Source organism: Sporosarcina sp. Y352, assembly GCF_056786535.1.
In genome coordinates this window covers 379,660-404,087 of sequence record NZ_JBXCJE010000004.1, presented here as the reverse complement: position 1 = coordinate 404,087, position 24,428 = coordinate 379,660, and the positions used below count along the sequence as shown (strand labels likewise).

At 39.9% G+C, this 24,428-nt stretch carries 26 protein-coding genes; 16 read left to right on the top strand and 10 right to left on the bottom strand.

Annotated elements, in window-relative coordinates; all coding sequences use genetic code 11:
* Nucleotides 1–11: 11 nt before the first annotated feature.
* The 6 genes from AC1TO6_RS09570 (at nucleotide 12) to AC1TO6_RS09545 (ending at nucleotide 4,450) form a co-directional block, all read left to right on the top strand.
* Nucleotides 12–620, top strand: a complete 609-nt coding sequence (locus tag AC1TO6_RS09570) for an NADPH-dependent FMN reductase (protein ID WP_482101374.1) — start codon at nucleotides 12–14, stop codon at nucleotides 618–620.
* 141 nt (nucleotides 621–761) lie between these two features.
* Nucleotides 762–1,703 carry a ring-cleaving dioxygenase gene (locus AC1TO6_RS09565; RefSeq protein WP_482101373.1) on the top strand — a complete coding sequence of 314 codons (942 nt, stop codon included), beginning with the start codon at nucleotides 762–764 and terminating at the stop codon, nucleotides 1,701–1,703.
* A 67-nt stretch (nucleotides 1,704–1,770) separates the two neighbouring features.
* The gene (locus AC1TO6_RS09560) at nucleotides 1,771–2,709 is read left to right on the top strand and encodes a ring-cleaving dioxygenase (RefSeq protein WP_482101372.1); all 939 of its coding nucleotides are present in this window, start codon (nucleotides 1,771–1,773) and stop codon (nucleotides 2,707–2,709) included.
* 18 nt (nucleotides 2,710–2,727) lie between these two features.
* Entirely contained in the window at nucleotides 2,728–3,330 is a 603-nt protein-coding gene (locus AC1TO6_RS09555) for a flavin reductase family protein (protein ID WP_482101371.1), read from the top strand.
* A gap of 49 nt (nucleotides 3,331–3,379) precedes the next feature.
* The gene (locus tag AC1TO6_RS09550; RefSeq protein ID WP_482101413.1) at nucleotides 3,380–3,991 is read left to right on the top strand and encodes an alpha/beta hydrolase; all 612 of its coding nucleotides are present in this window, start codon (nucleotides 3,380–3,382) and stop codon (nucleotides 3,989–3,991) included.
* A gap of 30 nt (nucleotides 3,992–4,021) precedes the next feature.
* Nucleotides 4,022–4,450: a MarR family winged helix-turn-helix transcriptional regulator gene (locus AC1TO6_RS09545; protein ID WP_482101370.1), complete on the top strand. Its 429-nt coding sequence runs from the start codon at nucleotides 4,022–4,024 to the stop codon at nucleotides 4,448–4,450.
* A gap of 110 nt (nucleotides 4,451–4,560) precedes the next feature.
* Here the strand turns inward: AC1TO6_RS09545 and yiaA are convergent, their stop codons facing one another.
* A complete protein-coding gene (yiaA, locus tag AC1TO6_RS09540; protein WP_482101369.1) occupies nucleotides 4,561–5,031 on the bottom strand; it encodes an inner membrane protein YiaA in 471 nt (156 codons plus the stop codon).
* A 260-nt stretch (nucleotides 5,032–5,291) separates the two neighbouring features.
* Between yiaA and AC1TO6_RS09535 the strand changes: the two genes are divergently transcribed.
* From AC1TO6_RS09535 to AC1TO6_RS09515, 5 genes are all read left to right on the top strand, one after another.
* Complete coding sequence (locus AC1TO6_RS09535; RefSeq protein ID WP_482101368.1) at nucleotides 5,292–6,035, top strand: IclR family transcriptional regulator; 744 nt, start codon at nucleotides 5,292–5,294, stop codon at nucleotides 6,033–6,035.
* A 77-nt stretch (nucleotides 6,036–6,112) separates the two neighbouring features.
* Nucleotides 6,113–7,045 (top strand): aldo/keto reductase, encoded by a 933-nt coding sequence (locus tag AC1TO6_RS09530; protein ID WP_482101367.1) that lies wholly within the window; start codon nucleotides 6,113–6,115, stop codon nucleotides 7,043–7,045.
* 50 nt (nucleotides 7,046–7,095) lie between these two features.
* On the top strand, nucleotides 7,096–8,241 hold the full coding sequence (locus AC1TO6_RS09525) for an NADH-dependent flavin oxidoreductase (protein ID WP_482101366.1): 1,146 nt from the start codon (nucleotides 7,096–7,098) through the stop codon (nucleotides 8,239–8,241).
* A 350-nt stretch (nucleotides 8,242–8,591) separates the two neighbouring features.
* Nucleotides 8,592–9,440, top strand: a complete 849-nt coding sequence (locus AC1TO6_RS09520) for a VOC family protein (RefSeq protein WP_482101365.1) — start codon at nucleotides 8,592–8,594, stop codon at nucleotides 9,438–9,440.
* A 26-nt stretch (nucleotides 9,441–9,466) separates the two neighbouring features.
* Nucleotides 9,467–10,540 carry an LLM class flavin-dependent oxidoreductase gene (locus tag AC1TO6_RS09515; RefSeq protein ID WP_482101364.1) on the top strand — a complete coding sequence of 358 codons (1,074 nt, stop codon included), beginning with the start codon at nucleotides 9,467–9,469 and terminating at the stop codon, nucleotides 10,538–10,540.
* 236 nt (nucleotides 10,541–10,776) lie between these two features.
* On the opposite strand, the gene AC1TO6_RS09510 is transcribed toward AC1TO6_RS09515, so the two are convergent.
* Nucleotides 10,777–12,261 carry an MDR family MFS transporter gene (locus tag AC1TO6_RS09510; RefSeq protein WP_482101363.1) on the bottom strand — a complete coding sequence of 495 codons (1,485 nt, stop codon included), beginning with the start codon at nucleotides 12,259–12,261 and terminating at the stop codon, nucleotides 10,777–10,779.
* 370 nt (nucleotides 12,262–12,631) lie between these two features.
* Nucleotides 12,632–13,171, bottom strand: coding sequence for a DUF1572 family protein (locus tag AC1TO6_RS09505; RefSeq protein ID WP_482101362.1), 540 nt, complete (start codon nucleotides 13,169–13,171; stop codon nucleotides 12,632–12,634).
* Nucleotides 13,172–13,568: 397 nt separating this feature from the next.
* Here AC1TO6_RS09505 and AC1TO6_RS09500 point away from each other — a divergent pair, with 397 nt between their 5' ends.
* The 3 genes from AC1TO6_RS09500 to AC1TO6_RS09490 all read left to right on the top strand — a co-directional run bounded on the left by AC1TO6_RS09500 (nucleotide 13,569) and on the right by AC1TO6_RS09490 (nucleotide 15,417).
* Complete coding sequence (locus AC1TO6_RS09500) at nucleotides 13,569–14,303, top strand: sulfite exporter TauE/SafE family protein (protein ID WP_482101361.1); 735 nt, start codon at nucleotides 13,569–13,571, stop codon at nucleotides 14,301–14,303.
* Nucleotides 14,304–14,468: 165 nt separating this feature from the next.
* Complete coding sequence (locus tag AC1TO6_RS09495; protein ID WP_482101412.1) at nucleotides 14,469–15,068, top strand: short chain dehydrogenase; 600 nt, start codon at nucleotides 14,469–14,471, stop codon at nucleotides 15,066–15,068.
* Between the two features lie 70 nt (nucleotides 15,069–15,138).
* Nucleotides 15,139–15,417, top strand: a complete 279-nt coding sequence (locus tag AC1TO6_RS09490; protein ID WP_482101360.1) for a hypothetical protein — start codon at nucleotides 15,139–15,141, stop codon at nucleotides 15,415–15,417.
* On the opposite strand, the gene AC1TO6_RS09485 is transcribed toward AC1TO6_RS09490, so the two are convergent.
* From AC1TO6_RS09485 to AC1TO6_RS09475, 3 genes are all read right to left on the bottom strand, one after another.
* The gene (locus tag AC1TO6_RS09485) at nucleotides 15,392–16,600 is read right to left on the bottom strand and encodes an alanyl-tRNA editing protein (RefSeq protein WP_482101359.1); all 1,209 of its coding nucleotides are present in this window, start codon (nucleotides 16,598–16,600) and stop codon (nucleotides 15,392–15,394) included. The two genes, AC1TO6_RS09490 and AC1TO6_RS09485, sit on opposite strands and share 26 nt — an antisense overlap.
* Before the next feature lie 94 nt (nucleotides 16,601–16,694).
* Nucleotides 16,695–17,684, bottom strand: coding sequence for a bile acid:sodium symporter family protein (locus AC1TO6_RS09480; RefSeq protein ID WP_482101358.1), 990 nt, complete (start codon nucleotides 17,682–17,684; stop codon nucleotides 16,695–16,697).
* 14 nt (nucleotides 17,685–17,698) lie between these two features.
* On the bottom strand, nucleotides 17,699–19,081 hold the full coding sequence (locus AC1TO6_RS09475) for an FAD-binding oxidoreductase (RefSeq protein ID WP_482101357.1): 1,383 nt from the start codon (nucleotides 19,079–19,081) through the stop codon (nucleotides 17,699–17,701).
* 189 nt (nucleotides 19,082–19,270) lie between these two features.
* On the opposite strand from AC1TO6_RS09475, the gene AC1TO6_RS09470 reads away from it, so the two are divergent.
* Nucleotides 19,271–19,984 carry a FadR/GntR family transcriptional regulator gene (locus AC1TO6_RS09470; protein WP_482101356.1) on the top strand — a complete coding sequence of 238 codons (714 nt, stop codon included), beginning with the start codon at nucleotides 19,271–19,273 and terminating at the stop codon, nucleotides 19,982–19,984.
* 661 nt (nucleotides 19,985–20,645) lie between these two features.
* Here the strand turns inward: AC1TO6_RS09470 and AC1TO6_RS09465 are convergent.
* Nucleotides 20,646–21,398 carry a hypothetical protein gene (locus AC1TO6_RS09465; RefSeq protein WP_482101355.1) on the bottom strand — a complete coding sequence of 251 codons (753 nt, stop codon included), beginning with the start codon at nucleotides 21,396–21,398 and terminating at the stop codon, nucleotides 20,646–20,648.
* A complete protein-coding gene (locus AC1TO6_RS09460) occupies nucleotides 21,395–21,931 on the bottom strand; it encodes an RNA polymerase sigma factor (protein ID WP_482101354.1) in 537 nt (178 codons plus the stop codon). Before AC1TO6_RS09460 ends, AC1TO6_RS09465 begins: the two co-directional genes overlap by 4 nt.
* Nucleotides 21,932–22,121: 190 nt before the next feature.
* Here AC1TO6_RS09460 and AC1TO6_RS09455 point away from each other — a divergent pair, with 190 nt between their 5' ends.
* The gene (locus AC1TO6_RS09455) at nucleotides 22,122–22,667 is read left to right on the top strand and encodes an NADPH-dependent FMN reductase (protein ID WP_482101353.1); all 546 of its coding nucleotides are present in this window, start codon (nucleotides 22,122–22,124) and stop codon (nucleotides 22,665–22,667) included.
* A 132-nt stretch (nucleotides 22,668–22,799) separates the two neighbouring features.
* On the opposite strand, the gene AC1TO6_RS09450 is transcribed toward AC1TO6_RS09455, so the two are convergent.
* Nucleotides 22,800–23,363: a GNAT family N-acetyltransferase gene (locus AC1TO6_RS09450; protein ID WP_482101352.1), complete on the bottom strand. Its 564-nt coding sequence runs from the start codon at nucleotides 23,361–23,363 to the stop codon at nucleotides 22,800–22,802.
* A 93-nt stretch (nucleotides 23,364–23,456) separates the two neighbouring features.
* Nucleotides 23,457–24,344 (bottom strand): EamA family transporter, encoded by an 888-nt coding sequence (locus AC1TO6_RS09445; protein WP_482101351.1) that lies wholly within the window; start codon nucleotides 24,342–24,344, stop codon nucleotides 23,457–23,459.
* Nucleotides 24,345–24,428 lie beyond the last annotated feature (84 nt).

The window sequence follows — 24,428 nt, the reverse complement described above, 5'->3', positions numbered from 1 at the left end:
GAAATTGTAAAATGGGTTTTTTTAGTAAGTTATTTGGAACACAACAACCACAACAACAAGAGGAGGAAAAAACAATGACAAAATCAAACATAGGTATTATTTTAGGATCGACACGTGAAGGACGCGTAAGCCCACAAGTAGGGACATGGGTAAAAGAATTAGCAGATAAACGCGGGGATGCAAACTACACGATTATTGATATCGCAGAATACAAATTACCACTTTTAGGTGAAGCCGGCGGCGATGCATCAGGTGCAGCAGCATGGTCAGAAATCATTGCTAAACAAGACGGATTTGTATTCATCGTTCAAGAATACAATCACTCGATTACAGGAGCACTCAAAAATGCGCTAGACTACTTACGTGATGAGTGGAACAATAAAGCTGCAGGTATCGTATCATACGGTTCAGTAGGTGGAGCTCGTGCAACAGAACATTTACGTGGTATTTTAAGTGAATTATCTGTAGCGCATGTTCGTGTTCACCCAGCGTTATCGTTATTTACAGATTTCGAAAATGGTACAGACTTCAAACCAGCTGCTGTACAAGCAGATTCAGTAAACCAAATGCTCGACCAAGTTATCCCTTGGACAACTGCATTAAATACTGTACGTAACTAATTTTAACGCAAGTAAATTTATACAAGTTGCAAAATGTGCATATGCACATTTTGTGATTTTAATAAATAAATTCTTAGCAAAACGATTTCAAGCGGATTGAAGGTTTTGCTTAGAATTTATACCGGAAAGGAAGGTACTAAGATGAACAAGATAGCGGGTCATCACCATATTTCCATGATTACAAAAAAGGGACAACAAAACAATCAATTTTATGTAAAGGTGCTCGGACTGCGTAGAGTGAAAAAAACAGTCAATCAAGATGATCCAAGCATGTATCATTTGTTCTATGGAGATTTAACGGGTAGCGCCGGAACAGAGTTGTCCTTCTTTGAAATCCCGATGGCTGGAAGCACAAGGAGAGGAACGAATGCCATTACGCGGATTGGGTTACTCGTTCCGTCTTATGATAGTTTACTGTATTGGAAAGATAGATTTGAATTACTTGATGTAAAACATGGGGAGTTAACCAAGTACGCAGGGCGTGACGCACTCCATTTTGAAGATGCTGAGGGTTTACGTCTAGTCCTATTAAATAATAACGATGACGAGGTTCCGACGCTGTGGCGGACATGGGACGATTCAATTGTTGTAGAAAAACATCGTATTCTTGGAATGGGCGCAGTGGAAATAACCGTGCAATCTTTAGATAGCCTAGCGAATACATTAGAAAACTTGTTTGGGTATGAACTAGCCTCACGTAAAGCAAAAGAAGCTATCTATCAGTCAGTAAAAGGACAGTCTTTTGGTGAAATTGTCATTGTGGAGAAGGGCGGTCCACAAGAGAAACCAGGAAAAGGCAGTGTGCATCACGTAGCTATCCGAGTAAAAGATGGCGATGAGTTACGTGAGTGGAGCCAACGTATTCAAGATTTTGGTTTTGCAGTGAATAAAATAACAGATCGTTACTATTTTGAGAGTTTATATTTTAGAGAAGAAAATGGTATTTTATTTGAATTAGCGACAGACGGACCAGGTTTTACAGTGGATTCGACCATTGAATCCTTGGGGGAAAAGTTAGACTTACCGCCATTTTTGGAGAGTAAGCGAGTTGAAATTGAGGCGAAATTAGAACCCATTGAGTAAAGGCAAGGAGAACTAGTACAAGTAGTTACGATAGGAAAAGGAAAGAACAATAGAGGAGGAAATAATTGTGAAAAAACAAACAGCAGGTATTCACCATATTACAGCAATTGTTGGTCATCCACAGGAAAACATTGATTTTTATGCAGGGGTATTAGGTTTACGTTTAGTTAAACAAACAGTGAATTTCGACGATCCGGGCACATATCATTTGTATTTTGGAGATGGTGGTGGAAAACCAGGTACTATTATTACCTTTTTCCCATGGGCAGGCGCTGCTCAAGGTCAAATTGGAGATGGGCAAGTTGGTATTACGTCGTATGTTGTACCAGTAGGATCTTTGGGTTTTTGGGAAAAGCGTTTGGTGAAATTTAAAATTGAATATAAACAAGTAGAGCGTTTTGGTGAGACATATTTACAATTTGATGATCCACACGGCTTACATCTTGAAATTGTTGAACGTGAAGCGGGAGCGCTAAACGATTGGACATTTGGAGAAGTAACCAAAGAAGTAGCTATAAAAGGATTTGGTGGGGCAACTCTATACTCAAGCAGACCAGAAGAAACTGCTAAAACAGTAACGGATGTAATGGGACTTGAATTGGTTGGAACTGAAGGTGACTATACTCGCTATAAAGCTTCTGCTGATTTAGGTAATATCATAGATTTAAAAATGGTCGCTGGTGTTCGTGGCAAGATGGGTGTTGGGACGGTTCACCATATTGCATGGCGGGCTCAGGATGATGCAGATCATCTTGAATGGCAACAACATGCGAGGAATCTTGGTCAACATGTAACAGAATTGAAGGACCGCAACTACTTCAACGCACTGTACTTCCGTGAATCAGGTGAAATATTATTTGAAATTGCAACAGATCCACCAGGATTTGCACATGATGAGACACCTGAAACAATGGGCACTCAGTTGATGTTACCTGTACAATATGAACAACGTCGTGAGCAATTAGTTAATGCACTTATTCCAATTCAAGTGCGTTCAATCGACTAAATAAGGGGGCTAAATAAATTGATTTCGATTGATCCAAAACAAAATAGTGAGCGGGATAATTATAAACTTCTCATTGGTACTATAATTCCTAGACCTATTGCTTTTGTTACTACTGTGTCTGAGGATGGTATCGTTAATGGTGCTCCATTTAGCTATTTCAATATCGTTTCATCCAACCCGCCGATGGTTTCACTTGCTATTTCGAGACCTAATAATTTGAAAGATACTGCAAGAAATATTTATAGCAGTCGTGAATTTGTCGTGCATATTGTAGATGATGAAAATGTGGCAAAAATCAATGAAACCGCAGCTTCATTACCTGCAACTGAAAGTGAAATTGAATTGGCGAATCTAACGCTTGTACAAAGTGAAATTGTCTCTGTACCGGGAGTGAAGGAATCTAAAGTTCGAATGGAATGCAGACTTGTACAAGCCATTTCTTTAGGTGAAGAAGGACCTGGTAGTGATTTGTTTATTGGAGAGATTGTACGCTTTCACATTGACAAAGAGATTTATGAAGATGGTCGAATTGACCCGAGGGGCTTAAACGCTGTCAGCCGCTTAGCTGGTACCAATTACGCAAAAATTGGCGACATTTTTTCTATTGAAAGACCGAAGTAGTATTGAAAAATTCACTTAGATTACCCTCTTTTGAAAGGAGAGAATAAATATTATGCAGCATATTTTTAAACAAGGAACAAATAATGAAAAACCAGTTCTATTACTATTACACGGTACTGGTGGCAATGAAAATGATTTATTGTCTTTAGCGGATATCGTAGATCCTGATGCTTCTGTACTCAGTGTACGTGGGAATGTATTGGAAAACGGAATGCCTCGTTTCTTTAAACGCTTAGCTGAAGGTATATTTGATGAGGAGGATTTAATTTTCCGAACAAATGAGCTCAATGCATTTTTAGATGAAGCTGCGGAAGAATATAAATTTAACCGTCAAAATATCGTGGCTATTGGGTATTCAAACGGTGCCAATATTGCGGCCAGTCTGTTATTCCACTTTAATGATTCACTAAAAGGTGCAATTTTACATCATCCTATGGTGCCAAGACGTGGCATAGCACTTCCAGATTTAACAGGTATCCAAGTATTCATTGCAGCAGGAACAAATGATCCAATTTGTCCGCAACAAGAATCCGTTGACCTGAAAAAACTATTAGAAGACGCAAGTGCGTCGGTTGGTGTTATATGGGTAAACACTGGACATCAGCTCACAATGACAGAAGTGGAAGCTGCTAAACAGTGGTATGAACAGATTTACTCTTAAACAGGTAAACTATTTTAAGTAGGTGATTAAGTGAATGAAAAGTGTGAAAACCAGCCATATTTGTTGTTAATGAAAACAACGAAAGCAATTCAGGAACGAATTAGGCGGGTAATGATTACTAATAAGCTTAACATTACGGAGTTTTCTGTTTTAGAGGTACTATTTCTACAGGGGAAACAAACCATTCAGCAGATTGGTAATAGCATACTCATTGCTAGTGGTTCTATGACTTATGTTATAGATAAATTAGAAGATAAGGGCTTATTAAATAGAAATGCATGTCCTGATGACCGACGAGTAATCCATGTGGTACTAACGGAAGATGGAAACCGCTTAATGCAGAAAATCATGCCAAACCATCAAGATATGGTTAATTACATGTTTGGATCTTTAACTGAAGATGAGTCCAAAACAATGGTGAATCTTTTAAATAAGGTAAGTAAAAGAGTAGAGACATAATTTATATGTTTATAAACGTCTCTAACAAGTATAACCCCGTTCTAGATTTAGAACGGGGTTTAAATATTGCTATTTAATTAGGTAGGATCGTCAAACTAGAGAATAGTAATTCAATCTATTTCTCTTGCTTTATGTGTATCCCTAACATTTTTTTGAACTGTTATCGCTGCAAATATACTAAGAACAAAAGCCATGCCATAAAATCCTTTTTCACTTAAAACAATACTTCCTGCATTGTATAATCCGATGGCCATTAATAAAATAGATACAATTAGCGCAAACCAGCTAATTCCATAATAGATACTCGTAACTGGTATTCCTTCATCTTTATCTCTAACTGCTTTTTGTAAAGATATAGATGAATACAGTCCGAATAGTAAAACTGCAAAGTAATATCCTTTTTCATTCAGTTCCATGACTGCGTTATACAAACCTAAGAGATAAGCCGATACGCCTATTAGAAGCGCTGCTAAGGAAGCACCTTTGAAGGCTGAAGTGGGTTCTCCTAGTTTTCTTTCTACTTTCATTTTTGAATCACTTTGTGTTTCTTTGTCAAAGAACCCTTCATTATCGTTAGACATTGAATATTCCCCTCCCTTCAGATAATCATATCCAAACACATGTAAACTAGCAACAATCTTTGAAATAGTCAGACACCAAAAACTTGTTCGATTCCATAAAATGTTGAGCTTAATATAATAAAATCTAGCTGCACTACGGCTTTTAAAAACGTAGATTATGGGCTTACTTCAAATATGTTTCAAATAATGAAACAAAGTGCTGAGTTGTTGAATCAAATTAAAAGGTGACCTAAGATGATTTTAGAGACGGGGTGAATTGGATGAGTAAATATGAAGTTGCGACGTTAAAAAAAGGGCTTCAAATCTTAGATTTACTACAACAGGAAAAATATCTAACTTTGACAGAAGTCACAAGGGCACTGGATTTAAATAAGACTACTGTTTTTCGGTTGCTGAGCACTCTGGAAAATATGAACTATATTTCAAAAAAAGGCAAGTATTATACATGGAATAATGAAAAGTTCCAAATGGATGGAAGTGAAAGATCCATTGACTGGACCACGTTACAAACACCTTACCAATTGGGAGTAAGTGCGGCAGAAGGTGTGTATATTGGGGTGCTAGAAGGAACTGAAGTAGTTATGAAACAAATGATTAAACCTCCTTTTATAGAACCGTACCAGCCCGAGATAGGGGATCGTTCCCCATCCCACATTAGTGCTCTTGGTAAAGTCATATTGGCAAATTTAATACCAACTGACCAACAAGAAGTATTCTCTCTCCTTCCATTTAATCAAGCCACCGATAATACATTTGTAGATCAGGAAATTTTCTCTCAACACTTGGAAGTTATAAAAAACCAAGGATTTTCCATCGATGACGAAGAAAGATTTGTTGGCGTTCGTTGCATTGCTGCCCCGGTATTCCATGAGAATCAAGTAATTGCAGCAGTCGCAATCGCTGGGCCAATTGACAAAATGAAAAAAACTATCCTAAGAGGATTGACGAATAAAGTGATAGCTGTAAGTGAAGAAATAACCAAGGAACTCAACATTCGGTATTAAGAATTGAATCTCCTACATAGGAAATCATAGTAGTGATAATCATAAATGCAATTAAAATGCGAAATGAGGAAACCATAATGACGAAACAAACACAACTTGGAAAATCAGGAATATATATAAATCCGGTTGGACTTGGAACCAATGCGGTTGGAGGACATAATCTATATCCTAACTTAGACGAAGAAGCGGGAAAAGAGCTCGTTCGGGTTGCGATTGAAAATGGTGTGAATTTTATCGACACAGCCTATCTATATGGACCGGGAAGATCAGAAGAATTAGTTGGAGAGGTAATTAAAGAAACAGGAAAAAGGGATGATATTATACTTGCAACGAAAGGGTCAATGAAATTCGTTGGCCAGGAAATGCAAAATGACAATACGCCATCCTTTTTGAAACAAGCAGTAGAAGATAGTTTGAAACGTATGCAAACCGACTATATCGACTTGTTCTATATTCATTATCCAGATGGCGTTACACCGGGATATGAAGCTGTGGGAGCATTAAAAGAATTAAAAGATCAAGGGAAAATTAGAGCAATCGGCTTATCAAATTTTTCACTGGATCAGTTAAAAGAGGCAAACAGAGACGGTTATGTTGATGTATATCAGGGAGAATATAATTTAATCCAGCGTTCAGCTGAAAAAGAATTACTTCCCTATACTGCCGAGCAAAACATTTCCTTTATTCCATTTTTCCCGCTTGCATCAGGATTGTTAGCAGGAAAATACAATAAAGACATGAAATTTAATGATTTACGTGCCAACATGCCACATCTACAGGGCGAAGAATTTGAAATGAACCTGGGGAAAGTGGAACAACTTCGTGAAATTGCGAATGCAAAACAGGCTGAAGTGGCACATATTGTTCTAGCTTGGTATTTAACACGTGATTCAATCGATGCGGTCATTCCTGGTGCTAAACGGGCAGATCAAGTGCTTAACAATTTAAAATCACTAGATGTTCAATTAACAGAGAACGAGATCGCAAAGATTGACAGAATTTTTAGGTAAATATTCATATGGCATTTTTTATAGGTATATCAAAGGAGAGAGATCCAACAATGAAAGAGAAATACCAACCAATATTAGAACCTTTTACACTAAATAATGGCGTTCAGTTAAAAAACCGAATTGTCATGCCGCCTATGACCACTTTTTCGGCGAATTCGGATGATACTGCTTCAGACGCGGAGCTAGCTTACTATGCGGCTCGTTCGGGTGGACCAGGTATGGTGATTACGGCGTGTACGTATGTGCAAGCAAGCGGAAAAGGTTTTGAGGGGCAATTTGCAGCGGATCGGGATACGATGATTCCTAGTTTGAGAAGTGTTGCTTCTTCGATAAAAGATAAAGGGGCGAAGGCTGTATTGCAGCTTTATCATGGCGGGAGATTGGCCGTGCCACATCTGATTCCAGAAGGAGAAACTGTAAGTGCAAGCAGTGTTGCTCCCCTTCTTGACCGTGGTTTCTATAGTATCGAGAAAACACCTCGAAGCTTGACGGATGAGGAAGTCCTTCAATTAGTTATAGCATTTGGCGAGGCGACGAGGCGGGCTATAGAAGCTGGTTTTGATGGAGTGGAATTGCATGGTGCGAGTGGGTACATTATTCAACAATTCTTCTCCCCTCATTCGAATACACGAACAGACCGCTGGGGCGGATCCATTGAGAACCGATTGGCCTTTCCACTTGCCGTCATTGAGGAAGTGAAACGCGTAATTGCTGAGTATGCCAGAGAACCGTTTATTATTGGCTATCGTCTGTCTCCAGAGGAACCGGAAACACCAGGAATTACGATGGCTGAGACGTTCGTGCTTCTCGACTCACTAATGGATGAGGAAATAGACTATATTCATTTGGCGTTAAACGACTTATGGTCGAAACCTCGACGCGGTGTGGAAAGTGATCGCTCACGGGTCGAACTCATCCAGGAATATGTCGGAAACCGTGTTCCTATTATAGGGGTAGGCTCCATCCACACACCAGATCAAGCAGTACAAGCACTCGAGCAAACGGGCATTCCACTTATTGCTTTAGGAAGAGAACTTATTATGGAGCCGGAATGGGTAGAAAAAGTGCAACATGGAAAAGAAAACGAAATCAATACGACGATCACTCAAAATGATCAGGCCCGTCTCCAAGTACCAGATCCACTTTGGGAACTCATGATGTCCGTAGAGGGTTGGTTCCCTGTTAAAAGTTTGTGAAAGCTAAAAAATTGTCCTCAGACATTTAAACTGGGGACAATTTTTTCTTGATGTAAAATGAGTATAATCTCACCTAACAACCTCGTTTTCCAAATCCTTTATCCTCTCTAATAGGACTCTGCTACTCACACCGATTCAAGAATGCAAAAGGTCTGTGGACCAGGTATTAACTTTATATCATTAACCCCATCCCCCTATGACCTTACAAACCTAGGGCAAGTCGACTTCTTCCATCAAATCAACTGTTGCAAATTAGTCACTTGACTAGTGCTTATTTTAATTATATACTTACTTACATAAAGTAACTAACTAACTAGTATGTTGTGTTTAAAAATGAGGAGGTAACAGCAATGAATTTTCATCATGAGCCTATAACATTCGTAGGTCAAGTTAACTTAAAGGTACAAAATTTAGAACGGTCGTTAGCATTTTATCAAGAAGTAATCGGATTTAAGGTAGTAGAGCAAACTGAAAAAACTGCAAACCTGACAGCTGATGGAAAGACAATATTATTATCAATTCAACAGTCGGATCATATAGTTCCTAAACAAGGGAAAACTACGGGATTATATCACTATGCACTTCTTCTACCTAAACGCTCTGATTTAGCTGGAATCGTGAAACATTTTAGGGAAATTGGTTTACGGTTTGGTTCTTCTGACCATCTTGTGAGTGAAGCCCTTTACTTATCTGACCCGGATGGAAATGGGATTGAAATCTATATAGACCGTGACCCTTCCGAATGGGATTGGGATAATGGAGAAGTGGCTATGGCAGTTGACCCATTGAATTTTACAGACCTTTTAGCTGGAGATGAACAGCAATCATGGGGAGGTTTACCTGCCGGCACTGTTATGGGACATATCCATTTGCATGTATCCGAGTTAGAAAAGACTGAAGAATTTTATATCGAAGGACTCGGATTTGAAGTAGTAAATCGATTTGGAGCTCAGGCACTATTCATTTCGGATGGTCACTACCATCACCATATTGGTTTAAATACTTGGAATGGATTAGGAGCACCTGCGCCATCACCTAATAGCGTCGGACTTGAATCATTTACCTTAATGCTTCCAAATGAGGAAAAGAAAAATAAAATAATCGCTCAATTAAAGAATATTGGTGCTTCCGTCACTGAAGACAATGGCTCTACCGTTGCTACAGATCCTTCTGGAAATCGTATTCATTTAACGGTCTGAAGAATAGATGGAGGATTACAACAACTATGCGTGAAATAGAAGGATTTAAAAACTCAGGAATTGAAATTGGCCTATATACACTTGGAGATATAGTGGCGGACCCGTTAACTGGCGAAACAATCAGTGCAGGGCAAAGGGTTAAAGAAATAATGGAAGCGGCAAAACTTGCAGATGAGGCTGGACTTGATATTTTTGGTGTAGGAGAACATCATCGATTAGACTATGCCATATCCTCACCTTCAGTCGTCTTAGCAGCTATAGCCCAACGAACGAAACGAATCAAATTGACAAGTGCGACCACAGTTTTAAGTACAATTGACCCTGTTCGTTTGTTTGAGGACTTTGCTACATTGGATTTGCTATCAGATGGACGTGCAGAAATAATTGCAGGTCGTGGTGCGTTCCTGGAATCATTCCCTCTTTTCGGTTATGACCCAAATGACTATGATGCCTTGTTCGAGGAAAATATCGACTTGTTTTTAAAGCTAAACAAAAACGAGAGAATTACATGGGATGGTCACTTCCGCCCGTCATTGGAGAATGCTGAAATTGCACCCCGCCCCAAACAGAAAGAATTGCCAATGTGGGTTGGTGTTGGAGGTACTCCAAGTAGTGCAGCCCGTGCTGGCAGGTTGGGTGTTGGGATGGCACTAGCAATCCTAGGCGGTGATCCTGTGCGGTTTAAACCGTTGGTGGATTTATACCGTAAAGCTGGAATTGAGGCTGGGCATGACCTAGATAACCTCAAAATCGGTGTAACTGGCCATGGATATTTGTCAAAGACAACCCAGCAAGCTAAAGATGAATTCTATCCTTATTATTCAAATTATCGGTCATACGTAGACCGTCAGTTAGGAATAGGAGAAGGGAAGATGTCACGGACAGATTTTGAGCAAATCACAGCTCCGGACTCTGCTTTGTTCGTAGGAAGTCCCCAAGAAATAGCCGAAAAAATTCTCCGTCAACACGAACACTTTGGACACCAACGATTCATGGCGCAGTTAGACATAGGTGGTTTACCGTTTGAAAAAGTAGCCGAGAGTATTGAGCTATTAGCTACAGAAGTGGCTCCAATCGTTAGGAGAGCCACGAGTAAGTAAAGCTGGAATTTTATTTCCGTAATTATAAAAGCCGTATTTCTCGCTTATAGCAGCGAGAAATACGGCTTTTTTCTTGGAGCGATTTAGCTTTTGTTCTTAGTATTGGATTATTATATAGAGTCAGGAAGTTTTCGAATTCGTAGGCATGGCGGTAATGCTGCTGTAGTCGTTCAGTCCAGGGCAATCCGAAAGCGCCCGTACATAAAGTAGTGGGAAAGGCGCTTGATACGTTATTGTCAATTACTCTTTTTGGTCGGTTCATCCATTTCTCTTGGCTCCGCACGATAAACAGTGAACGCCAAGATAACTGCTACGATAGACATGGCAAAAGCGATGAAGTAGACAAGCTCGACACCCGCTACCATTGCTTCACTTATTGTAGACGGATCATTAGGTGTATCTGTTTGTTGTAAAAATTTAAGCTGCCTAGCGTTCATGATACTAATAAACACGGATACGCCGATGGCACCGGCCACAGGTTGTAATGTTGACATAACAGCGGTTCCGTGTGGATATAGTCGTTTAGGTAACTGGTTTAAGCCGTTTGTCTCTGCGGGCATCATGATGGCTGAAACTGTTAACATTAATAAAGTATAACCGACGATTACAACCCATAAAGAAGTTTCAGTCGTCAATCTGCTCATCATAAACATCGTACCGCTTAAAACAATTGTTGCAGGAATCATTAATACTCTAGGACCGAACTTGTCAAAAAGATGCCCCATAAATGGTGACATAATTCCATTCAAAAGACTCCCTGGTAAGAGCACGAGACCTGCTGTAGCCGCACTCAAAGCTAAAGGGCCTTGCATATAAATTGGTAAAATAATCTCTGAAGCGAACATGGCCATGATAATGATTAAAAACATCAAAACTGCATGTGTAAACATTGGGTATTTAAAAACCCTTAAATCCATGATGGGTTCTTCAAGTTTTAATTGCCTAATTACAAATAATACAATTCCGGCGACTCCAGCAATGATTGCGATTAAAACATTTGTACTCAAAAATCCATCCGCGCTTTCTCCCACTGAACTAAAACCATAAACAATTGATCCGAAACCGATTGTAGAAAAAATGATTGATATGACATCAATCTTTGGCTTGGTTATTTCTGAAACATTAATTAAATATTTGTAAGCAAATAAAATAGAAAACAAAGAAAATGGAATGACAATAATAAACAAATAACGCCATCCTAAATATTCAACAATAACTCCAGAAAGCGTAGGTCCAATCGCGGGTGCAAACATAATGACAAGGCCAACTAAGCCCATTATCTTTCCACGCTTATTTGGGGGATAAATGAGTAAAAATACATTAAAGATGATAGGCATTAATAATCCCGTTCCAATTGCCTGGATTAATCGACCGACTAACAATATTGAAAACGTTGGTGCACTCGCACATATAATTGACCCAATGGTGAAAACAATCATTGTACTTAAAAATAGTTGTCGGGTTGTATACCATTGGAGTAACAATGCAGATACAGGGATAACAACTGCCATCACGAGCATGAAACCTGTCGCCATCCACTGTACAGTCGTTAATGAGATTGAAAACTCTTCCATTAATGTGACGAGCGCAATATTTAAAAGTGTTTCGTTTAATATCGCGAAAAAAGCTCCAATAATTAAGGAAAGCATAATAGGGATAACCTTAGCATTCGGATTATCCGCCAAATACTCGTACTTTTTTGGTTCTTGATTATCTTCCATATACAAAATCTCCTTCCGTCTACATTATTTTTTAATCACAACTCCTAGCTTGAGTAAAAAGTAGAAGAAAAGGAGCAAATTTGCATAATTAATCAGGGACAACAACATTTTTCGTCAAATAATAAAAATACAAAGACGGATATGTTTAGAGACAAAAAAGAGGGAGTAGTCCCTCTCCCTCTTTAATCGGTTGAATTTTCTTAAAGGGCAGACCTATTCGAGTACTCCACCCAAGTAGAGCCTTCATAGCTATTCAATTAGCCGAGCAAAGTGAATCGACTTCCAGCTGCCGTTTTACTCCAATATTGCGTTCGAAAAATGTAAGATAATCCTAACATGTCTCATTTATGAATAGCTGTCACTAAACAATTTATCTTGATTGGTTTTCCCTCAGCATTTTTTGCAGGTATTCTTCCGATTTTCCTGTGGGAATACTAAGGCTTTCCCAATTCTCGGCTTTTAATTGTTTCCCAATAAAAACAAGTTGCCCTATATGATAAGCGTAATGGGCTAGTTGTCTTTCAATAGCATCAAGTACCGTATGACTTTCACCACGAATATATACTTTTTTCAACAAGTCTTGTTCATCTAAACCACTTAGCGTTTCAAACAGAATAGTCCAACCTTTCTCCCAAGTAATCGTCAAATCTTGCTTAGATGAAAGTGTATCGTCAAATTCCTGTTCACGATTTCTAGAAGGTTTTTCCCCATCCGAAGTTAAAAAATCAGACCACCTAGATGTCATATTGCCACTTAAATGCTTCACGATAACTACAACGCTATTTGAACCAGCATTTAAAACCCAGTGAATATTCTCTTCGGATAATTGGCTTATCGTTTTATCTCCAAGGTCTTTAACGCTTTTAAATCGTTCTTGGACAATCTTCAAATACTCATTTCCTAAATTCATCAAGTCATCCTCCTCACCTGTTCGTTCAAATTAAATTTCCGCTTGCTTAACAATTAACACTCTCTAACTTCACTTTCGATTTAGAAATGAAGAATTCCTTCTTTTGGCCGATAAGTTCGTGGTGACTGTTTTGATTACTTGCACAGCTAAGAAGTCGACATGCATCAATTGCGGACAAGTTGCAAAACACGCCGTTTGGTTCGCTCGAGCTTATTAACTAAATAACTATAATGAAAAATGCTCTCCGAATAAATCGGCAGGAGCATTTTTTATATAATTAAGTTTATGGCACACATTCGGTTTGCGAATGGACTTTCATTCATACAATTGAATTTACTTATGAGTGGAAGGGGAATATGCTATTCATATAGTGGTTTTTCGGAAAGAAGGATTTGGGATGGAATACATTATGCTTTACTTCATCGGCTTTGTCGCAACAACGCTTGGTACTTTGGCAGGGGGCGGGGGACTAATCAGCTTGCCGGCCATGCTATTGATGGGATTGCCGGTACATTCTGCAATCGGGGCGAATAAAGTATCAAACACAGTAAGCTCATTTTCGAGTTTTCTAGTGATTTATAAAAATAAAGAAGTAACGATAAAAGAAGCACTTAGGGTTGTTCCAATCAGTCTAGCCGGCGGAATTACCGGTGGACTTATCGCGTCCTTCCTAAAAGAAGAATGGATGATTGTTATCGCGATTGTACTATTAACATTCGCGTTCATTACTTCGTTTCTTGGGAAATCGGACTTTAACGGCAGTGAATCATTTCGTGTAACTAAAAAAAGTGCTTCGTCATTATACGGAATTGGTATTTACGATGGGGTGTTTGGTCCAGGCAGCGGAACATTAGCGCTGTATTTATATGCTCGATTAAAGGTTTCTTACTTAAGAGCAGTCGGTCTTTCTCGGATCATGATTTTTTCAAGCTGTTTTGGAGCATCGATTAGTTATATCTCAACAGGGAAAATAATATGGCCGCTCACGATTGCATTAATGCTTGGTTCGATAAGTGGTGCGCAACTCGGCGTACGTCTATCGCGTAAGTTGAAAACTGAGCATGTTAAACCAATACTTCGCATTGTCACCGTGCTCTTAATTATGCAAATTGCAGTGAATTATTTTGGATAAGTATACTGAAATACAAGCTCATAAAGGGTTTATAGTGGAATACAGAATTTGTCGACAGACTCTATGGGATTCCAATCGGAACATTTTTCATAATTAATGCATTTGATAAGTATCATGGAAGAATAGGTAGTTAACGCTACACACTCTAAAGAAGGAGGATTACATATTAAAATACTCGTTGTGGGTGCAAGTGGAACGATTGGGAAAGCGGTTACTGAAGAATTGGAGAAAAACCATGAGGTGATCCGCGCGGGACGAAACGGTGCTGATGTGTCTGTTGATATTACGTCAGTGGAGAGTATTAAGAAGATGTACGAACAAATTGGTAAAGTAGACGCGGTTATTAATGCTGCAGGTCGTGCCCATTTTGACGCAGTAACGGATATGACACCCGAGTTGAATGATGTAGGGATTAACAGCAAATTGAAAGGGCAAGTCAATCTGGTTTTATTGGGATTTGATAATTTGAATGATGGTGGAAGTTTCACGTTAACGACGGGAGTTATGATGGATGATCCAATTGCATTGGGGGCTTCAGCTGCACTGGCAAATGGCGGTGTCAGAGCATTCGTTAAAGCTGCGGCAATTGAAATGCCAAGAGGAATTCGCATTAATAGCGTAAGTCCAAATGTGTTACAAGAGTCGATGCATAGGCTTAGTGGTCTATTCCAGGGGTTCGAAGCGGTTCCTGTAAAGCGTGTGGTTCTTGCTTTTGAAAAAAGCGTCTTTGGCCTGCAAAATGGCCAGAATTACGAAGTGTACTGACATTTGGAATACAAGAAGCCTTCCAGGTAGATTTCTTGGAAGGCTTCTTGTATTTAGTGTGCATCAAACATTGGCTGGAGCTTTTGAGGTTTTACTTAGTCTCTGTGAAAGCAAAAAGGCAATTGTCGATGAAAGGAAAATGATGAATAGAGAATTGGTGGAAGCACTTTCTACTATAACTTCTTGTCCAGATGTGGATGATACGCCAGATAAATCAGGTGTATATAAAAGCGTTAGAATCGCTCCCGATGAAATTTGGAACAAAAGATACAGTATTGCAAAACTACTGATAAAGATTAAATATTTTTTCATTGTTTTCACCTCTACATCTCTTTACGAACCAGATTAACTAAAGTTTCATTTATTTCAGTTAGCAACTGTTCTGCTGATACCAACCGTTCGCCGCCACCTTGGACAAAAGCATCATTTCCGCCGCCTTTGCCATTGATGAGGGGAAGTATAATAGATGGAATTGGCTTCATACTCGTCTTCACAGAAGCTCCACGGGCCGTGAGGAACTGTAGTCTATTATCATTTTCGGCAACAAGAAGTACAATTATTTCATCTGATTCAGCCACAAGGAGTCGGGCAAGTTTCTGTAATTGCTGAACAGTTCTACCTGTAAAGAGTGCTTTCACAACGCCATGTTCCTGTTGACTTAATAACGTTTTCGCTTCAAATGCCAACAGTGCTTCTTGTGCATCCGCCAACGATTTCTCAAGCGAATGATTTGCTTCCAATAACTTCTGCACCGCCTTTGCAACGCCGTTATCGGGTGTACTTAACAATCTTGAAGCTTCCGTCAACTCATTATTTTTACGCTTCAATTGCTGTAAAACACGCCCACCGCAAACAAAATGGACGCGCACTTTGCCGCGATGCTTTTCGGTCGATAAAATTTTCAGCATACTTACTTGTCCAGTTGAATGTGGATGCGTGCCGCCACAGCCATTGTAGTCATAATCGGGAATGATGACGAGCCGGATTTCATCTATCACCGCCAATTGCTTGCGAAGGGGATATCGATGAAGTTCAGTTTCCATCACCCATTTTATTTCAATTTGTAAGTTTTCTAAAATGATGTCATTCGCTAATTCTTCCACTGCATGTAATTGATCCAAAGATACTTCCTCAATATCTAAATCAATCGATACGATCTCTCTTCCTAAATGGAAACTCACTGTCGGAAATCCGAACAGTTCAACAAAAGCAGCTGACAGAATATGCTGTCCTGCATGCTGTTGCATATGGTCAAAGCGTCTTTCCCAGTCAATGACGCCCTCCACTTCGGTCATAGAACCGAGACTTTCAGCTACCGTATGGCGGATTTCATCGCTCACTTCCTCGACGTTGAGTACGGCGATGCCATTCAATGTTCCTATATCATGCGGTTGACCGCCACCTGTCGGATAAAATGCTGTATTGTCCAAAACGACATAGTGATGCCCATCTGAATCTTGTGCTGCCTTCTTTATCTGAGTCGTAAATGATTTACAAAATGGATCTGTATTATACAAACGATCTTTTAGCATGCAATCGACTCCAATAGTTTTTTTCTATTTTATCACGAATAAAGAAAAAGAGTGGCAATCCAATGGGGATTGCCACTCTTTTTTCTGATTAGTCTTATATCTTGCCAGCGGGGGAAAAAACCTTATCCTGCGCTACGTCTGTTTCATCTTTCTCATCAACTATCGGTTTTTTCGACCAGATTGTGGCGAGAATCGGACCTGAAATGTTATGCCAGATGGCGCCCCAAACACTCGGTAGTGCTGCGAGTGGGCTGAAATGCGCAGTCGCAAGTGCCACACCTAATCCAGAGTTTTGCATGCCAACCTCAATAGAGATAGCTCTTCGATCATTTTCGTTTAGGCCGAGCATTACAGCCGTGAGGTAGCCAAGTAGCAGACCGAATCCGTTATGAAGGAAAACAGCAATGAAAACAATAAATCCTGAACTTGCAACATTATCTGCATTCGCAGCAGTGACTGCGGAAACGATGATTAGGATTGCTAGCACTGAAATGAGAGGGACTACCGAAACGCTTTTTTCAACAGCTTTCGGGAAAAGTTTCTGAACAGCAAACCCTAAAATAATCGGAATGATGATCACTTGTACAATCGACATAAACATCGAGACGGGATCAACTGGCAGCCATTGCCCTGCAAGTAAAAGTAGCAAGAGTGGCGTAACGACTGGAGCCAATAAAGTGGATAGGGAAGTCATTGCAACTGATAACGCAAGATTTCCTTTTGCTAGATAGACCATTACGTTGGAAGCTGTACCACCTGGAACACAACCGAGAAGCACTAAGCCCGCCGCCAATTCAGGAGGTAACTTAAGTAAGTGCGCTAATGCGAAAGCGACAAGGGGCATGATGATAAACTGAGCTGCAACGCCGACAATGACAGGTAATGGCTTTGTCAGGACAATTTTGAAATCAACGGGCTTTAACGTCAATCCCATTCCGAACATAACGATTCCTAGTAAAATTGTAATATAGCCGCCTAATCCTAAAAACGGCGTGGGCGCGATGAATGCAATAACAGCAATAATAATAACCCAAAAGGCGAAGTATTTTCCTGCAATTGTACTGAGTGCTTCAAGTGTTTTCATAATAGGTATCCTCTCTAGTCCATCTTCACGATTTTATTTGGATTCAATAAATTATTCGGGTCAAGTGCTTTTTTGATTTTTTCCATGACGAGGAGTGCTGCACCGTGCTCTTGCTCCTGGTATTTCTGTTTGCCACTACCAACGCCGTGCTCTCCAGTACATGTGCCGCCGCGTTCAAGTGCATACATGACGATTCGTTCATTCAATTCGTCAGCTCTTGCAAGTTCTTCAGCGTCGTTCATGTCCATCATCAGTAGTACATGGAAGTTACCATCGCCTACGTGACCGACGATTCCGCCAGTCAAACCTAGTGATTCAACCGTTTCACGCGCGTGTTCAACTGCACTTGCCAACTCTGAAATAGGAAGACAGACATCCGTAACCATCATCTTTTTCCCTGGGTAGCCGTGGATGAAAGCATAGGCTAAATTGTGACGTGCTTCCCACAGCCTGTTACGTCCAGCGTTGTCCGTTTCAAATTCAATGTCTTCACATTGATGGTCTTTAACAATTTCTTTTGTAAAATCGACATCTTGTTTCAATCCCGCTTCATTCCCATGAAACTCCAAGAATAATGTCGGTTTTTCTTTATAGTTGGTTTCACTGTAAAGATTCGCCTGTTTTATAGATGGTTCATCTACTAATTCCACCCGTGCAATCGGAATCCCAGCTTGTAAAATAGAAACGACAGCTTCCACTGCGTCATTGACGGTAGGGAAGGATGCACGCGCGGCCGTAACATGCTCCGGAATTCCGTACACACGAAGTGTCAGTTCTGTAAAGCAACCAAGCGTACCTTCAGACCCTACGAAAAGACCATTTAGATGAAGGCCCGAAGCGGATTTTGCAGCCATATTTCCGGTGTGGATAATTGACCCATCCGCCATTACAACCTCTAAATCACGAACTTGATCACGCATGACACCGTATTTAACGGTCGTTGTACCACTAGCGTTTGTTGCCGCCATTCCGCCAAGTGTTGCATCTGCTCCTGGATCGACCGAGAAGAACAATCCATGCTTTTTCAGTTCTTTATTTAACTGTGTACGTGTCACGCCGGGTTGTACTTTTACCAGAAAATCATTTTCTCGAACTTCCAATACTTTATTCATCAATGAAAAGTCAATCGTGATTCCACCTTTGGTAGGGATAATATGTCCTTCTAGGCTAGAACCAAGACCGAACGGCACAACAGGAATTTGGTATTCATTCGATATTTTCATCACGCTGCTAACGTCTTTGGTGGATTCTGGGAAAACAACAATGTCTGGAAGGCTTGCAGCGTGATAGGATTCATCCTTTCCGTGCAGTTCTCTCACGGTTTCATTGATGGTCACCTGATCGTCTTTAAGTACATTTTTTAGTATGTGGACTATATCGTCTATAGCTGTTGTCATTTCGAATTCTCTCCTTCATTTAAAAAGTGGTCATACCGGGAATTTCGGTGATTTAGAATTATTAGATTTTGGTCCAACCAATGTTTATCATTATAACCAATAATCTGAACAATACAATACTTATTTTTAAGTCATTGATTAATCTAATAATGGTTGGTATCGTTAATAGTACGAATCGGGGTGAAGCGATTGATTACACAGAGAAAAAAGACCTATGAATTAATTGTTGAAAAAATAGAAGAACTCATTTTAAATGGAGGACTGAAATCGGGAGATAAGCTGCCGCCCGAAAGAAAACTGGCGAGTCAGTTTAACTTCAGCAGAACGTCTGTGAGAGAGGCACTACAAGCATTGGAGACTAACGGTACGATTGAGATTAGACAAGGCGGGGGAAGTTTCATCAAAACGTCTGAAGTTCAAATGATAAGTGATGCACTCTCCTCTACGTTTATTCAAGCCGAAAACAACTTGGTCTATGAAATGCTTGAATTGCGTCGTGCTTTGGAAGTCGAATCGGCATCACTTGCCGCACAACGCGCAACTTCCGCAGATTTGGAAAAGATTCGCCAATCACTGGAACTGATGGCCGCATCCCAGGAAGATGCAGAAGCGGGAGTACAGGCAGATTTGCATTTTCATCTGCAAATCGTCCAAGCTTCTCAAAATAAATTACTGATTAATCTGATTCAAACGCTTACAGAACGAATGGAAGACACAATACGAGCGACACGCAAACATCGTTTTTTAAATGACAATCGCTTTGAGGATACATTTGAGGAGCATAAGGAGATTTTCGTGGCAATCGCATCGGGCAATCCCCAGGAGGCAAAGAAACTGATGGAAGAACATATTACGCGTATTCGTAGAGAGCTGAGCATGAATTTTTTGCCGGAGTTAGGATAAACAATATGTTAGATCCAACTATAGTAAACGATATATTTAAAAATGGTTGCATTAAGAGGTAAAATTATGCAAAAAAAGATACGGCTAATGAATAGCCGTATCTAAACATGTAGATCATTTTAGTTTCGCTGCCTGGCTTTCAGAAAGCGTATTTCCTTTAGACGAAAGGAAAGTAACCAGTTTATTAGTTTTTCGTAGTTCTCTTTCCATAATTTTTTCATCAACAATGTCAAGAATAGCAAGGCTAGAAATAGTGAAAAAGAGATTATAGTTGTTAACCGGAAAAATAGTGTTTCTTGAAACCCGCCATAACCGACGCAAACAGCAATACTACTTACAAAAATGATAGCCAGCACAGGTAACAATTGAAAAAATATATCGTATTTTCTATTCTTGATAAACCGCATTATATGTGGGGAAATCATAGCAATAAGTAAGATATACGATATGATGACGAGCGTATCTACTACAACTATGAATATATCCATCTTGCTCATAACCTCCCTTTTAAAATCAACTAAAAGAATGACTCTTTCGGAAGATGCTATATACATAATATATACCCTTCCGATCCTGCATTTATGCCTAGAAAGGCACACATTTTTTACAATAAAAATAAAGAAAGAGGATGGTTTTATCACCCATCCTCTTCCCCGTGGTGTTAATCTATTATTTCGAAACTCTCCAACATATGGTGGAACCTAGCGCCGTGACCCTCCGCCGCTTCAAGGAAATAGTTTTCTGTAATGACGAAGCTTCCTTCTTTTCCGTTGCTTAAGACGTAAGCAGTGACGACTTTACTATCCCACTCACTGCCTGTAATACCATGCAACCAGTATCCTTCGAGCGGTTCTGTTACTGTTTCCACCGCGCGCAATTCAGGGAAATCCTTCTTCAATTCTGCTTCGATTTTGCCAACAAGGTCTTCCGGTTTTTCATTGGCGACTTGTTTAATTTCCATCGTTACTTCAGGGTATTTTTCAGGTAATGGATCAATTGTGGTAATGATATCTACCTCTTTTCCGTTGATCATTTTGTAGCGTGTTTCATCTACATAAATGATGTACTCGGAGTTGGTACCTTCATTCAAGTTAACGTTCGCTGCCTCGTCCTGACCTTCGATACTTTGAATGATTTCTTTTTCAGGGACGAACATATCTTTAATGCCTTTAATGAATGCCAGTCCTGTATCCGTTTGTAAACTGAATGCAATGACAAGGGCGGCGGCAGCTGTAATAATGATGGGAATTACTCGGCTTTTCTTTTTCATTTTTTTTACCTCCCCTTTGTTATCTTGCTCTTCGCTGAACAATTCTTTTTCCAAACTAGCCCATATTTCATCTTTGAGCCCATTCGTATCCTGTTTGGTCCGTGTATGAAGTTCTTCATTTACTCGTTTGTCGAAATTACTCATCGTAACCCATCCTCCTTATCTAACGGATCCAGCTGTTCTTTCAGCTTCTTCCTGCCTTTAAACAACCGTGATTTTACAGTATTCAGATTCAAACCTAGAATGTCTGCAATCTCTTTTTCGGTGAAGCCTTTCACATATTTTAAAATGAGCGGAATCCGGTGCATGTCTTCTAGCGATTGAATCGTATCGTATAAATCAGATAGATGATCGAAAGAATCTTCAGCAAGGGAAGGATCATTTTCTAAATCGGGATGTTCGAACTTTGATAGTGGTGATTCTTTCTTTAGGTAACGAAGGCATTCATTCGTCAAGATTCGATAAAACCATGGATCGAAAGGCAATTCGGGATTGTAGCTGCCGATTTGTCGATACACGCGGATGAATGTCTCTTGAACGGCATCTTTCGCCATTTCACGGTTTCGCGTAATTGCAGAAGCCGTTCGGATTGCATAATCAGCATATGCTTCGTAAAAGATACGGAATGACTCTTTATCTCCAGCCAGTAAATTTCGTATTATTTCTTCTTTTTCCATTTAGGTTCAACTCCTTCGGAACAACGGTATTTTGTTGTTCATACTATACTTACCCTCAGAACTATGAAAAAGTTTTCGTGTCTACAATCTAATTTTTGTAATGCCGAGTCGAATGACATATGCGGATGAAAGCTATCGTGTAAACTAAAAGGTGAAGTATGAGAAGTGTGAAAACAGAGGAGAGAGATTGATGAAAGTCGTTGCGATTGTCGGGAGTTTGAGGAAAGAGTCATTTAACATGCAGTTAGTGAAAACGATTGAAAAGAGGTACAGTCACCTTTTTGAAATAGAAATTGCAGAAATCGGTAATCTTCCGTACTTTAATGAAGATGATGAAAAGACACCTCCGGAAGTGGTACAGAACTTTAAGAAAATGATTATTGAAGCAGATGCTATACTAATTAGTACACCGGAATTCAACTGGTCCATCTCAGGGGTTTTGAAAAATGCGTTGGAATGGCTGTCCAGGGTCGATAAGGTGATAGTGGGGAAGCCAGTCTTACCGATGGGCGTTTCACAAGGAGCACTCGGGACAGTAAGGGCACAGTTGCACTTACGACAAGTATTAGGGAGTATCCAAGCGAATACAATGCCTCCTGCAGGAAATGAAATCTTCATCGGCTCTGCCGGACAAAAGTTCTTAGATGGCGAACTGATAGATGAAATGACACTTAAGTTTTTAGATCAAGTCGTCGATAAGTTTGTTACTTTTGTTAAAGAACCAGAAGTTAAATAATAAAAAAAACCGCCTTTTTGATTTCCATTGGAGAAATCGTAAGGGCGGTTTGTATATTATATAAATTAAAATAAAGAAATCATTGAAATCTGCTTGACGCCTAAGCTGTATTCAATTGTACAGCTGATCTAGTTAAATAACTTTCACCATATGATGAAATGGTTCACCAATAATTGTCCATGGGGAGACAATGTCATAACCAAGCCGTTTGTATAGACGAATAGCTGGTTCTTTTTGTGTTTCTACATTTAAAGAGAGCTTTGCGATGTTTTTTTGCTTGGCAATTTCTTCCGCATACTGAAATAGTTTCGTCCCGATTCCTTTACCGCGAAACAAAGGGTCAATACAAATAGTGTCGATATAAAGTTCGTCAGGTAATGATTCCGCGTCCACTTCAGAATTGGCGGCACCTTTTTTTGCTAGCCATTCACTTAAATTTCGATCGAGAGCGGGGGCATCTGTACCTGCGTATAACACCATAATACCGGCCACTTTATCATCTAGTTCTGCAATATATGTATAGAGATAGGAGTGTCGGTTATCTTCACGCTTGAACAGTATACAGAGTTCCTTTTCCACCTTGTCCCAGTCTGTTTCGCCTGTCATTCTTTTGGCAATATCACCGATTGCGTCAATTATAAGTGGTGCTGCCTGAGTTGCATCAATCGGTTGTGCCTGCCGAATCGTTATGTCCATTTGAAAATCCTCCTTATTTATCCTCTGATTATAGCAAACGTTCTTACCTATTTAAAAAGAACCACCCACTGCAAATGCAGTAGGCGGTTCAACTTATCTACTATATTTCAATCTTCGTTGGGTAATAGTCGGTAAGGTCATACCGATAACGATGATAATAATCCCGATTATTTGGAAAATAGTCAGCGATTCTTTCAATAAAATAACGGAGGCGGTAACGGCAACCGGCAGTTCCGCGGCACTTAATATAGAGGTCATTGCAGTACCGACTTTTGGCACGGCAATCGAAAAGAGATAAATTGGAATGACAATCCCAAATAATCCGAGAATGATGCCATATATCCATAAACCGCCGCTAAACAACGTACCATTCCAGACGATTTCCGGCGTTTGGAAAAAGAAGATGGCAATTGCTGCAAAAAACGATGTGAAAAGCAGACGCGTTTCCGTATCCATACCTTCGACTTGTCTTGAGTTAATCATAACGAATGATGCAAAGCTGACAGCTGAAGCCATTCCCCATGCCCATCCTTGCCATGGAATTCCGCTGAGGTCTGCATCGATAATTCCAGCTGCAAGTATGGTTCCTCCAAAAAGGAAGAGTAGTGAAATAACTTCAATTTGTTTCGGCAGACGTCTCTTCGCAATACAGTCGAACAGCATACCGACCCAAGTGAATTGGAATAGCATGACCACTGCAAGAGAAGCGGGCATATATTCAATAGCTTGTCCATATACTGTGCCTGTTGTAGCTGTAAATAGACCCGCTAAAAGCAGCGTAGTACCACCACCGAATTTGGGGACTCTATGTCGCACGATAACGAAAATGAGTAGTGCTATAAAAAATCCGACGAAATATTGGCTCGTCACTGCTTCAGCAGCAGTGAAACCATCTAGGATCGCCAGTTTAATAATCGTTGAAAGAATTCCATAACAGCTTGCCGCAAAGATAATAAGTAACGGATAAATCCATAGTTTCATAAAATAACCCCCTGTTCCATTTCAACAGTATAGCACTATTAGGGAAAGTCTTACAGGTCTGATGTCAGATGACTACGGAAGTAG